The organism is Pedobacter roseus (assembly GCF_014395225.1).
Classification (GTDB): domain Bacteria; phylum Bacteroidota; class Bacteroidia; order Sphingobacteriales; family Sphingobacteriaceae; genus Pedobacter; species Pedobacter roseus.
Window position 1 is genome coordinate 122,055 of sequence record NZ_CP060723.1, and the last position, 11,843, is coordinate 133,897.

Genomic DNA, 11,843 nt, shown 5'->3' on the forward strand with positions numbered 1-11,843 from the left:
GGGGAAATCAGATGGATTTTATAGACAGAAAGGTTTCTGGGAGTAAGGCGATAGCGTTGCTTGCCAAAAATGGAATAGAGGTTGATGATGAAGAGGTTGCGGTAATACTGAGTTTCTTATACCTCATTGCCAAGATCCATAACAGAAAAATGGTACTGGAGGATATCGAGATCGGGAAGGAAAAGTCGAACAAGTCAAATAGTTACCTAGCGTAGCCTTGATAGGTTTTTTTAGGCCCAAATTTGTTTTGGTATAGGTTAGCTGGTTGGAAAATGTCGAACCGGTAATGGGAGGGGTACAACTAATTGTTGTATAGTGATTTATGGGTATAAAAAAAGGAAACAACAAAGATATGCTGTTTCCTTATGGTAAGTCAATCCGCGGAAGTTCGAACTTTTATGAGCATTGCGAAGCGATAGTTGATTTTGAGAATTTGTTAAACAATAAGGTGGAAAGGCAGTATCGTAAAAAGAAATTACTATAAGTTTTACCAAGGAATTTATCATTTTGAAATCTATTCCAATAGCCTCTTCAATGAATTGTTTCGCCCATTTTTGTATTATCAAGAAACGACCGTTTTTTGATAGAAATTGAGATGAGTATTTGATAAACAGTTATAGAACTATTGTGTCTTTTCTAGCAGGCCAGCGATGAAGTAAAGTCTACAGTTGTTTCCTTTCAACCATCAAGAAAAAGGAAGAATACAAGTTATCCTATGAGAGATTTTTGGCTATATTGTAATCACCTACATTTATTGAAATGAAAAACGACAAAACATCACAAAACTACACGTTAAACAGACGTAATTTTGTTACTGGAATTATCCCGGTGATAGCTGGCGCAACAATACCATCCTGGGCTTCGGCGAAGGAGATTCAACAAACCAGAGAAGACAATGACTTTCCAGGACTTATTACGCGAGAGAAAAAGCCATTAAATATGGAGTTTCCATTTCCTACGTTAAAAAACAGGATTACTCCAAATAACCAGTTCTTCATCAGGAGTCATTTTAATATTCCCAATATTGATGCTACAAATTGGGAATTAGAGATTGGCGGCAACACCAATCATGTCATAAAGATCAATCTGAGCGAACTTAAAAAGCTTCCTGCAAAAAAGGTAATGGCTACTATAGAATGTGCCGGAAACGGACGTGCTAACCTCGCCCCAAAAGTGAAGGGTTTAGGATGGGAACAAGGTGGGATCAGCAATGCTGAATGGACAGGAGTACCTTTATCCGTATTGTTAAAGAAGGCTGGCATAAAGGTGGGTACGGTAGACATTATTTTGGAAGGGAATGATGAGGGGATGATTACAGAAGAGCCGAAATCACCAGGAAAAATCAAATTCGCCCGAAGCATTCCGTTAAATATAGCAATGCAGGATCACATCATCATCGCCTATGAAATGAATGGAAAACCATTGAGTGCTGAACATGGTTTCCCGGCAAGGGCAATTATTCCAGGATGGTATGGTATGGCATCTGTGAAATGGCTGATGAAAATTACTGCATCTGAAAAGCCGTTTGATGGCTATTGGCAGACGATTGAATATGCTTACTGGAAGCGTGTTGAAGGACTACCTACCTTGACGCCCGTAACCACTACATTGGTTAAGTCTGAAATATCAAGGCCGGTATTGTTTGAAGCGGTGCCGGCTGGAAAACCTTATCAAGTAAGGGGTGCAGGATGGTCAGGTGATAGTAACCTATCGAAAGTAGAAATAAGCACGGATAAAGGAAATTCATGGCAACCAGCAAAATTAATTGGTCCTGCTATCCCTTTCGCCTGGCAGCTATTTGAATTTGAATGGGTGGTTCCTGCTAAGACTGGAAGATATAGTTTAATGGCTAGAGCGACAGATCAAAATGGCAAAACGCAACCCATGGAGCATGATTTAGACAGAAGAACTTACATGGTTAATTTTATCTCGCCAATTGATGTAGATGTAATATAGCTCAATAAGAACAAATTTCAGGATCTTGCGGTTATCGCATAAGGCTTGTTTGGCATAAACAGTTTATCACAATTAATATTCTACATCAAACCATGATCAGATTCACGTCTATACTTCTACTATTTGCTAGTTTCTCTGCACGAGCACAACATGAACACATGCAAATGGCAACTAAAAAAAATGTCTTCCTTGGGCAAATGGCTCATATGATGATGAAGATGGATGAAATATCAGCTACCACATCTGCAGACAGAGATTTCATACAAATGATGATCCCACATCACCAGGGTGCTATTGATATGGCAGAAGAAGAGATTAAGACCGGAAAAAATAAAGAAATGATTCAGCTAGCTAAAAGTATCAAAGCTGAGCAACAAACCCAGATTCAGCAAATGCGACTCCTGCTCAGCCATCCTGAAGGATTTATCGCTACAGGCAACCAACATCAAAACGCCAACCAGAAGATGATGAAAGTGATGATGGAACAAATGCCTGAAGAAAAACAATTGTCTGATACTGATCTGTCCTTTGCAAGGATAATGCTTCCTCACCATCAGGCTGCCATCGACATGGCTAAAGTTGAGTTGCGGTATGGAAAAAATAAAAATGTAAAAAGACTGGCCGAGAATATTATCTCAGATGAACAGATAGAAATCCAACAAATGAAGACATTTACAAACTCCCATTAACATATGAAAAAGATATCCTTGTTTACGCTATTAATATTCAGTTTTGCCCTACAATCAAAAGCACAATCAATCTATGCCCAAGACAGGGTTTATACAGGCAATCAGATATCTAATACGGTTTCTGTCTTAGATCCCTCAACACAAACGCTATTAGGAAATATTGTTCTTGGTAAACCCCAACCTGATATCTTAAGTCCTCTATATAAGGGACAGGCCCTGGTTCATGGCCTGGGTTATTCCCCTAAAAGGCAATTACTAGCAGCGGTTTCCATTGGATCAAATTCAGTAACCTTTATTTCAACAGCAAAAAATAAAGTTTTAAAAACTGTTTATATCGGACGTTCACCGCATGAGGCAACCTTTAACCCTTCAGGATCACAGGCATGGATATCGGTAAGAGGAGAATCGTATATCAGCGTAATTGATGCAAATAAACTGATTGAAATCAAGCAAATTCCAGTAGCCGACGGCCCGGGAATGGTTGCTTTTACTCCAGATGGAAAATGGGCTTATATTTGTTCCAGCTTTACTGCAGAAGTGGATGTAGTGAATGCAACTTCTTATGCTATTGTAAAGCGTATTCCAGTAGTTAGTCCATTTTCTCCAAATATATTCTGTAGTCCTGATGGGAAATGGATTGCATTGACACATAAGGATGTAGGGAAGATCACTGTCATCAGCACGGAGACAAATACGATACATACAGTACTAAATACAGGTCCAATTACCAACCATGTCACTTTTACTTTAGTTAATGATTCACCTGTGATGCTGGCAACCATTGGCGGAGAAAACAGCTTAAAAGTATTTAGTGTTTCACAAGATTTCAAGCTTACTGATAGCGTTGCGACAGGATCATTGCCACATGGCGTCTGGACTTCGGCAGATGGTAAATTTGCATATGTCGGATTAGAAAATGATGACCAGGTACAAGTGGTTGATCTGGTAAAAATGGCCGTTGTAAAAACCATTGCTATTGGACAATGTCCGCAAGCATTGTTGTACGCCGCTAATGCCAGCCCTGCAAATGCCTCAAAAGAAAATTTAACCCCGCTTAATCTTGCAGACAAAAGTCAGGTGATTAAATTGATGAATAAGGATAATTCAATGTCATCAGGCATGCTAAACGTAAGAAGCGTAGGCTTGACTGATCTTGTCCAACAGGACTTTAAAAAACTCGAGCCAAATACTTCGTATACTTTAGCGTTAACCAACTCCTCAAATGATACGTTTAACGCAGATTATGTCATCAATTCTTTTAAGACCGATGAAAAAGGAGCTTTTAGCGGTCAATCCTCGGGGATAATTAAGAGTGTAGGAACAGGTGGCGCCGATTATAAACATGTGGTTCTTATTGATGATCTTTCAAAAAAGCTGGTGATGATCAGTAACTAATGTATTTTAAACCAAAGATATAACTGCCCATAATGCAGCACTTGAAATTACTATCCATAAAATTACGCCTTGTAACAGTGGCATTATCCCCACTGCTTTCAAGATAGTAAATGAGAGTCCGCTTCCTATCAGGAACAAGGTTAAAGTTAAGCCTGCTTTTGCTAATGCTACAAAGTAGGGCGCAAAAGGCTTAATAAAAGGTAAGTAGGTGTTGGCGATCATTGCCAGGATAAATAGCCCTATAAAATAGGGTATACTAACTTTGCTATTGTTGCTTTTGAACAGGAAAGATGTACCAAACGCTACGGGAACAATCCATAGTGCTCTGGCTAACTTAACAGTTGTGGCTATCTGTAGTGCTTGTTCACCATATTTACTGGCTGCCCCAACAACAGAACTGGTATCGTGAATAGCAATGGCACACCACATACCAAATTGTGACTGTGACAAGTTAAGCGCATGTCCGATAGCGGGGAAAAGAAATAAGGCCACCGAGTTGAGTATAAAAACAGTACCCATTGCAACGGAGATCTGTTTTTCTTCTGCGTTCATTACAGGCGACAATGCAGCAATAGCACTTCCACCACAGATCGCCGTTCCAGCTGATATCAAAAAAGATGTTTTACGTTCTATTTTAAATACTTTTCCCAGGATAAAACCAATGATAAGCACTCCGAAAATAGAAACTACGGTAAACAGTACGCCTTCTTTTCCTGCTTTCATTGCACTGAATACATTCATTCCAAATCCTAGCCCGACAACAGAAATTTTTAGCAGCAGGTTTGTGGCCTTGTGATTTAAATGCAGATAGGGATGTTCCATTAGTTGCGCCAATACTAATCCTAGCAATAAGGCTAAAGGAGGCGACATAAATGGAAAGAGGCACAGCAAAACTGCCAGGATGAAGATAATTTTACGGGTGTTTAAATTTAAGTTTAGCAGGTTACCCGCCTTTATTTTAGAAGAATTTGAATTGTCTTTGATTTGTGTCATAATTTTGATTGTCTTTATTTTCTAATTCAAAGATCCATAACTAATAAACCCCGATCAAATCATTAAAACTTATCTTCCATAACTTCATGTTATAGAAGATAAGTTTTTAGACATTATTTATTCCCAACCCCATTTTTTGAAAATGAGATGTCCTTTATCGGATTGCATAAACTTGATAAAATCCTCAGTTTCCGACTTATGCGTACCAGTGCTACCCCTCACTACAGGTGTACCTCTATAGACTGTTTGTGTAACAGGAATCCTAACCATTGAGGTGAGGTCTGGTAAACGGTTATGCCAGGAGCCAAATGTTATCCAGGCATCATATTGAGGATCATTTTTCCATGCAGCAATACCCAATGCCGAATTTGCAAATGTACCTGCTATACGCTGCTGTATGTTTGCAATCAGATCTTGTCGACCTGCCAAATCTTCCCAAAGCCCCATTTGCCCAGCCCCATTCACATCAAGAATTTTCACACCTGGTTTACAGAGATCGCCCAGATTTTTGATGTTTTTAGGATTGCCGGGCCGTACCAGGATCGCTGCCGCACGTTTATATAACTCTGTCCGAGAGTTCGCCACTATCATGTTTGGGTGGTCAGACATGAATTTTGAAAGCATGTATTCTGCTCCTCCAAAGAACAGATCTGCATGTTTCATTGCATCCGGCATCCATTCATTATCTGGCCCGGCAGTGACTTTAATTACGATATCATGCTGCTTTCCAAAAACCTTCGCACATTCATTGATCGGTCCGAGCGGCCCACCGGGACCATAGACATATAAAGTATCGTTTGGGATTTGTGCATTCCCAATGGTCACTACAGCAACGACTGACAATATGGTTAAAAATATATTTTTCATTGTGTTTATGTTTAAGGTAAATCAAAACCAAACTTTTTGTAGATGGCAGCAGCCTGCGGACTGATCAAAAAATCCATAAAATCTTTTGCAGCGGCCGGATGTGGCGCATCTTTTAACTGTCCCGCTATATATTGCGCATGGATATTCTCTTTTTCAGGAATTTCAATGAGCTCAACAGGATGGCCAATCATTTTCTGATAGTAGGCCTCAGTATACCATACTGGAGCGGCGTCACTTTCGTTGTATAGGATCCTCATTGGTGATTGGCGATGATGGATCATGGTAAGATAAGTAGTCTTATCTTTAACTTTATCTTCCATGATGGTAGATTTTAATGTTTCCCCTCCAGCTTTCACATAGGCTTCTTCAATACGTTTACCGATCCCTTCATTCTCTGGATTGGGCATACTGATCCTCAGCTCTTTATTTGCTAAATCTTTGAGTGACTTCAATGCCTTCGGATTTCCCTTTTGGACCATGATTGCCAACCTGTTTCTAGCATATAAAGTCGTTTTGCTAAACCATTCAGGGGTCATGTCTATCCGGTTCTTACCAGCTGTATAAACATCCGGCTTTAAGGTAATTCTCATGTTGCCCACCACAATGCTACCGGTTTTTATTTGTTGGGCTAAAATGCCTGGGGGAAGCGTTTCGGCAAATACCCGCTGATAATGTGGATATGACTTTTTAAAGGCTGCAATTAATTCGTCAATGCACATAAACTGGTTACCGGCAAAGAAAACCACCAGTTGGGGATCATTAATGTCTCCAAAAAGATCAGGCACATTGTCTACTCCAGGTACTGTGAACTGAACTTTACTTTCAGGTGGAGTATTCCAGGGCGGATCAAAGCGATGATCCTGGGCCTTAACATTTCCACAAAGCAATAAAAATGCAACTGTGGCTAAAAAGGTGTGATTTATATATTTCATGATTTTCTAATTATTTGGTTTAAGGATGTACAACTGCCCATCCCTGATATTGACGGATGATGATTTCACCATTGCCGCTGGGTACATAACTGATAAAATCAAATAAGGTATTTTTTTCGATTTTCCTTTCTCTGACGGTATTTTCACATTGTGCAAGAATTACTCCTCTGGATTGCAGTTCTAACAATGTTTTTTCAAAAGATCCGTTCTTCTGGTAAACAGCTACGCCATCTCCAAAGGCAATAAGTTCTGCATTGATTTTCCCTTTTAACCTGGGATCGTCGAGTGCATTTTTTAGGTTTCGAAGTGTTCCTGCAATCTTTTTCTCATCACCGTTATTGATTACATACAGTGCCTTATAATTTTTCAGGGTGGCTTTTGCCCCTGTAAAATTAGCAGGTGTAGCTTGGGCAAAAGTGGCCGAGGTTGCTGCGATCAGCAAAAATAATGTACAGATTAAGGTTATTTTTTTCATGATTTTAGATTTTGATGATTTATTTAGTTGTTAGTTTTACTTGTTTTTCGGAGGTTACAATTGGTGCAAATGGACCATACTTATGTTGATTTTCAGAAAATTTGTCGGCATATGGTCCGTATGGCGCATCAAAAGGTTTTTTTAACAAATCAGGGTAATCTTTTCCCTGATCTTTATGTGGTCTTGGCTGTGAGTTCACAAAAGCAGCGAGATCCCAGGCCTCCTCATCACTTAACCGCGCATCTCCATATCTGGCACCATATGGCATATTGTTCTTTACGAACCCCGCAAAGTTACTGAGTCTATACATCCCTGCGCCATCATTGTAGCTGTGTTTGCCCCATAATGGCGGATAAACATAAGTTAGTTTGTCTTCATCGAGTATTCCCTCACCATTTGCACCATGACAACTTTGACATTTACTGGTATATAAAATCGCTCCATGTTTGACATTCGCTGCCCTATCCAGGAATTTTAATTTTTCGGTTCCCGTTCCAAACACTTTCTCCCCTTTTTTTACACCTGTTCCAAGCCATTTCATATAAGCCAGCATTGCCTGTATCTCTTTACTAGATTCGTCTGGTACTTTGCCTGCAAGACTTCGATTGAAGCACTCTGCAATACGTGCCGATGCAGGTTCAACCTTTCCTGATCTGCCACTCATTTTAGGAAAACTGGAAATAAAACCAGCATAATTATTTCCGAACAGTTTGGTTCCACCCTCGAGGTGACAATTCTGACAATTCATACCATTTGTAATACGGGCTATGGATCCATTTGGCCCAAAATATTTGCTCGTATGTGCTATTAATTCTTTGCCATACCTGATCATCTGGCCGTACTTGGTGTCCGCCGGAATCGTATTTTCATCAGGCGCTTTCCAGGCATCAGCAGGTACAACCTGGCTTTTGACGTTAACAGCAGCTATACCGGTTTCCACATCCTGTTTGGTTTTTGCTGTCACTACATCTGGCTGCCCATTAAAAAATAAAGTGCAGATGAAAATGGTTCCACAAGCAACAAATAGAAACGCAATGATAGCCGTTGTCCTGGCTGTATATATAAGTGCTTGTCTGATTTCTTTTTCTGTTGATTCCTTATTCATAACCAATATTTTTCTGTTACAAATGTGCATTTATTCTACTCATCAGAAAAAGCATAAAAAGTTATTGATGATAACGTAAGGTTATGATGTCAGTACCCGTTGAAACAAATTGTTTGTATCTTAGGTTATCTACTAAAACCGTGTATGATAGATTTCCGTTTGCAAGTATTTTATGCTGTCGCTAAAAGGCTGAATTTTACAAAGGCCTCGGCAGAGTTATTTATCAGTCAGCCTGCTGTAACCAAACACATTAAAGAATTAGAGCAGGAGTTCAAAATGTCATTATTTGAACGCAGTGGAAACAAAAAAATCAGCCTCACCCCAGCCGGCGAATTATTGTTGCATTACGCAGAACAGATTTTTGGAACTTACCGGGAACTGGAATATGATATGAATCTACTTACTAAACAGCATAAAGGAATATTGAGGATTGGTGCCAGCAGTACTGTGGCACAATATATCATTCCACCTGTATTGGCACAGTTTCACAATAAGTTTAAGGATATACAAATTCAACTGGTTACCGGAAACACAGAAGATGTAGAGCAGCGTTTGATTGCTAAGGAAATAGATTTTGGAATCATTGAAGGCATCTCCCGGAACCCACAGATTAAATACGAACAATATCTAAAAGACGAGCTGGTGCTGGTGTGTTCTGGTCACAATTATGCCATGAAAAAGGAAATGATCAAACCGAATGAGTTGAAGGATTATGATTTATTACTTCGTGAACCTGGTTCTGGTACACTAGATGTTATTGCATATGCTTTAAAAGCACACCAGATAAAGGTGGGGGACTTAAATATAGAAATGCAGTTAGGTAGTACCGAAAGCATTAAATCCTATTTGATTCACAGCAAATGCCTGGCTTTTTTATCTATCCACTCCATATTGAAAGAGCTCAAGAATAATGAATGCCGCATCATAGATATCAAGGATATGGTTATCGAAAGGCCGTTTCATTTCATTCAGCTTCATGGTCAGCAGGACGCTCTGGCGGAACTATTTATGCGCTTCGCTAAAAGCTACAACTATAATGTATAGTGTTACCGAAATTTCGAGGCAATATCAGCCAGCTAAAGTGCTGCTGCTCTTTGTTTCTGAAGCTCCTGGAGGTGACGATAAACATTTTTACCTGGGAAATACTAATCTGTTTCGAACAATTTATCTTGCATTTAGTGAGGTATTTGGCGATTTTAAATCTGTAGAAGATTTTTTGCAGTTCTTTAAAGGCACGGGATGCTTTTTGGAACATCTAACTTGTACACCTATTGATAAATCGTCAGTTAAAATCAGAAAAAACCAGAGGCAGGGGGGAATAGAGCAATTAGCTCATAAAATCAGAACATATCAACCCCGATTAATCATGATCCTAATGAAAAGCATTGAACAAGAGGTTAAAGAATCTATTGACCTATCAGGCTTATCGTTTATCGAAGAAATTGCAGTTACCTGCTATCCTGCCGGCACTGAATCAAACAGGCTTACTTGCATCCGGGATACCAGGGTTATCATCTCCAAACTGGCATCGATATTGACATAACATGCAAATATATTGCTGTAATATACCGATACAGAACAAGATGAAAATTCAAGATCAGGAAAACACCAAACAGCATGCAGGAGACCATTTGGCTAATGAAAGAACATTTTTGGCCTGGATCAGAACCAGTATTGGTATCATGGGATTTGGCTTCGTGGTGATGAAATTCTCGCTATTTATCAAGCAGATCAGTGCCGCACTGGGGAGTAAAGTGCCCCTGCACCAAACCGGAGATTCCCGCATTATCGGGATTTTTCTAGTTGCCCTGGGAGCAATTACTATCATTTGTTCTTACTTAAGATATAATTCAACGAAAGAACAATTGAATCAGGGGGTGTATTACCATTCAACACTTTTTGTTAAAGTTTTAACCGCTTTAGTTTTCATAGCTAGTATACTTTTACTGCTCTACCTTATTAAAACAACATAGGCAGTTAAATCATCTGTACTTGATGCTTTAGAAAAGAGAGGAAGGAAAGCGGTCGATATAGCGTTGTTTTTTGATATAAATTGCTGATTGCATTGGTCAAGGATCTTATAAAAATTTCACCTCTTTATGATAATCCACAGGAACAGGATAAGTCAATATTTTATGTTCCCGTAAATATTTTGGGTACCGCAATACGCTGTGAAGAATATATACCTGAATGGCCACTGAAAAAATAGGCTGTAAAACAGGCTACCGCAAAAAACATGGTGTATTCACTACCAAAAAGTTCTATACCCATAATCGTACAGGCAAGGGGTGTATTCGTTGCACCAGCAAAAACAGCAATAAATCCAAGGGCAGCAAACAAACTAACTGGAGCATTTAATAAGGTCGAAAGTGCATTGCCTAATGTTGCGCCAATATAAAACAAAGGCGTTACCTCACCACCTTTAAATCCAGTTCCTAATGTTAAAGTTGTGTAAATGGTCTTCCATAACCAGCTCCAAGTATCTGCTCCACCAGGCTGAAAAGCAGAGGGAATTGTAACGGCTCCTTGGTATTCGCTATCCACGCCCAAACTTAAGTAATCCGGTTTCCCGATGGCGTAAGTCAAGCCTATAATAATCAGACCACCGATAACAGGAATAAGCCACTGGATCTTACATACTTTAGAAAAAAAGGCCTTGATCTCATGCACCATTACAGCAAACAGGTAGCTGGCCAGACCAAACAATGTGGATGCTAGAATAACCTTACTAAGCAGGAGTAGGTTTACCGGCAGGTATTCAGATAGAAAGTAGGCACTTTTCTCTATGAGATCGATGTGATAAGCGGTATGATGGATGCCCCAGGCAGAGACAGTAAGATCACCAAGCACGCTGGCAATTAATGCGGGAAGTAAAGCCTTGTACTCTATTCTTCCAATGGCCAGAACTTCCATTGCAAATATGGCACCGGTGAGCGGTGTTCCGAACACCGCCCCAAACCCGGCTGCAATTCCCGCGGTAAGGAGCATCTTGGTGTCTACCTCATTTAGCTTAAACCAGCGGCTAAACATTCCTGCGATGCTTCCTCCGATTTGTACCGCGGTTCCCTCTCTTCCAGCCGATCCGCCAAACAAATGGGTAATCACTGTAGTTATTAAGATTACTGGCGCCATCTGCCTGGGCACTCCACCACCCGGCCTATGGATTTCATCCATGATCAGGTTATTTCCTTTTTCTGAGGACCTACCAACTGACTGATAAATCAGGTGGATCACAATACCTGCTAAAGGTAGCAGAAAAATGAGACAGGTATGCTGAAAGCGAAAGTGAATGGCCCAGCCTAGCAGCCAAAGGAACAAGGCAACCATACTTCCTATTGCAATGGCAACAGGAAGTATAAGCAGCGTCCATCGAACCGCATATTTAAAAACCGAAAGGTGTTCAAATAAAAATTTATTATGTTTCATTGTAG

General features: G+C 40.0%; 13 protein-coding genes. 7 read left to right on the top strand and 6 right to left on the bottom strand.

Annotated features, from left to right (window positions below; translation table 11 throughout):
• Positions 1 to 11 precede the first annotated feature (11 nt).
• From H9L23_RS00540 to H9L23_RS00555, 4 genes are all read left to right on the top strand, one after another.
• The gene (locus H9L23_RS00540) at positions 12 to 215 is read left to right on the top strand and encodes a hypothetical protein (RefSeq protein ID WP_187593148.1); all 204 of its coding nucleotides are present in this window, start codon (positions 12 to 14) and stop codon (positions 213 to 215) included.
• Positions 216 to 759: 544 nt separating this feature from the next.
• Positions 760 to 1,956 carry a sulfite oxidase gene (locus H9L23_RS00545; protein ID WP_008245487.1) on the top strand — a complete coding sequence of 399 codons (1,197 nt, stop codon included), beginning with the start codon at positions 760 to 762 and terminating at the stop codon, positions 1,954 to 1,956.
• Positions 1,957 to 2,120: 164 nt separating this feature from the next.
• On the top strand, positions 2,121 to 2,645 hold the full coding sequence (locus H9L23_RS00550; RefSeq protein ID WP_158526315.1) for a DUF305 domain-containing protein: 525 nt from the start codon (positions 2,121 to 2,123) through the stop codon (positions 2,643 to 2,645).
• A gap of 3 nt (positions 2,646 to 2,648) precedes the next feature.
• The gene (locus H9L23_RS00555; RefSeq protein ID WP_056095402.1) at positions 2,649 to 4,040 is read left to right on the top strand and encodes a beta-propeller fold lactonase family protein; all 1,392 of its coding nucleotides are present in this window, start codon (positions 2,649 to 2,651) and stop codon (positions 4,038 to 4,040) included.
• Between the two features lie 6 nt (positions 4,041 to 4,046).
• On the opposite strand, the gene H9L23_RS00560 is transcribed toward H9L23_RS00555, so the two are convergent.
• From H9L23_RS00560 to H9L23_RS00580, 5 genes are all read right to left on the bottom strand, one after another.
• On the bottom strand, positions 4,047 to 5,033 hold the full coding sequence (locus tag H9L23_RS00560) for a YeiH family protein (RefSeq protein ID WP_008245480.1): 987 nt from the start codon (positions 5,031 to 5,033) through the stop codon (positions 4,047 to 4,049).
• Between the two features lie 117 nt (positions 5,034 to 5,150).
• Complete coding sequence (locus H9L23_RS00565) at positions 5,151 to 5,900, bottom strand: substrate-binding domain-containing protein (protein ID WP_008245473.1); 750 nt, start codon at positions 5,898 to 5,900, stop codon at positions 5,151 to 5,153.
• 11 nt (positions 5,901 to 5,911) lie between these two features.
• Complete coding sequence (locus H9L23_RS00570) at positions 5,912 to 6,832, bottom strand: molybdate ABC transporter substrate-binding protein (protein WP_056870676.1); 921 nt, start codon at positions 6,830 to 6,832, stop codon at positions 5,912 to 5,914.
• A gap of 19 nt (positions 6,833 to 6,851) precedes the next feature.
• The gene (locus H9L23_RS00575) at positions 6,852 to 7,307 is read right to left on the bottom strand and encodes a DsrE family protein (protein ID WP_008245470.1); all 456 of its coding nucleotides are present in this window, start codon (positions 7,305 to 7,307) and stop codon (positions 6,852 to 6,854) included.
• A 19-nt stretch (positions 7,308 to 7,326) separates the two neighbouring features.
• On the bottom strand, positions 7,327 to 8,412 hold the full coding sequence (locus H9L23_RS00580; protein ID WP_187593149.1) for a c-type cytochrome: 1,086 nt from the start codon (positions 8,410 to 8,412) through the stop codon (positions 7,327 to 7,329).
• 99 nt (positions 8,413 to 8,511) lie between these two features.
• Here H9L23_RS00580 and H9L23_RS00585 point away from each other — a divergent pair, with 99 nt between their 5' ends.
• The 3 genes from H9L23_RS00585 to H9L23_RS00595 are packed head-to-tail and all read left to right on the top strand — an operon-like array spanning position 8,512 to position 10,385.
• On the top strand, positions 8,512 to 9,456 hold the full coding sequence (locus H9L23_RS00585; protein WP_317175278.1) for a LysR family transcriptional regulator: 945 nt from the start codon (positions 8,512 to 8,514) through the stop codon (positions 9,454 to 9,456).
• Positions 9,449 to 9,955, top strand: a complete 507-nt coding sequence (locus H9L23_RS00590; RefSeq protein WP_056095394.1) for a hypothetical protein — start codon at positions 9,449 to 9,451, stop codon at positions 9,953 to 9,955. The genes H9L23_RS00585 and H9L23_RS00590 overlap by 8 nt, the downstream gene beginning before the upstream one ends.
• Positions 9,956 to 9,995: 40 nt before the next feature.
• Positions 9,996 to 10,385 carry a YidH family protein gene (locus H9L23_RS00595; protein ID WP_008245456.1) on the top strand — a complete coding sequence of 130 codons (390 nt, stop codon included), beginning with the start codon at positions 9,996 to 9,998 and terminating at the stop codon, positions 10,383 to 10,385.
• 160 nt (positions 10,386 to 10,545) lie between these two features.
• On the opposite strand, the gene H9L23_RS00600 is transcribed toward H9L23_RS00595, so the two are convergent.
• A complete protein-coding gene (locus H9L23_RS00600; RefSeq protein ID WP_008245455.1) occupies positions 10,546 to 11,838 on the bottom strand; it encodes a voltage-gated chloride channel family protein in 1,293 nt (430 codons plus the stop codon).
• Positions 11,839 to 11,843: the final 5 nt, after the last annotated feature.

What these genes read in the sequence shown, in the direction of transcription:
- H9L23_RS00540 (WP_187593148.1), top strand. Translation starts at nt 12, where the DNA reads ATGGATTTTATAGACAGAAAGGTTTCTGGGAGTAAGGCGATAGCGTTG.
- H9L23_RS00545 (WP_008245487.1), top strand. Translation starts at nt 760, where the DNA reads ATGAAAAACGACAAAACATCACAAAACTACACGTTAAACAGACGTAAT.
- H9L23_RS00550 (WP_158526315.1), top strand. Translation starts at nt 2,121, where the DNA reads ATGGCAACTAAAAAAAATGTCTTCCTTGGGCAAATGGCTCATATGATG.
- H9L23_RS00555 (WP_056095402.1), top strand. Translation starts at nt 2,649, where the DNA reads ATGAAAAAGATATCCTTGTTTACGCTATTAATATTCAGTTTTGCCCTA.
- H9L23_RS00560 (WP_008245480.1), bottom strand. Translation starts at nt 5,033, where the DNA reads ATGACACAAATCAAAGACAATTCAAATTCTTCTAAAATAAAGGCGGGT.
- H9L23_RS00565 (WP_008245473.1), bottom strand. Translation starts at nt 5,900, where the DNA reads ATGAAAAATATATTTTTAACCATATTGTCAGTCGTTGCTGTAGTGACC.
- H9L23_RS00570 (WP_056870676.1), bottom strand. Translation starts at nt 6,832, where the DNA reads ATGAAATATATAAATCACACCTTTTTAGCCACAGTTGCATTTTTATTG.
- H9L23_RS00575 (WP_008245470.1), bottom strand. Translation starts at nt 7,307, where the DNA reads ATGAAAAAAATAACCTTAATCTGTACATTATTTTTGCTGATCGCAGCA.
- H9L23_RS00580 (WP_187593149.1), bottom strand. Translation starts at nt 8,412, where the DNA reads ATGAATAAGGAATCAACAGAAAAAGAAATCAGACAAGCACTTATATAT.
- H9L23_RS00590 (WP_056095394.1), top strand. Translation starts at nt 9,449, where the DNA reads ATGTATAGTGTTACCGAAATTTCGAGGCAATATCAGCCAGCTAAAGTG.
- H9L23_RS00595 (WP_008245456.1), top strand. Translation starts at nt 9,996, where the DNA reads ATGAAAATTCAAGATCAGGAAAACACCAAACAGCATGCAGGAGACCAT.
- H9L23_RS00600 (WP_008245455.1), bottom strand. Translation starts at nt 11,838, where the DNA reads ATGAAACATAATAAATTTTTATTTGAACACCTTTCGGTTTTTAAATAT.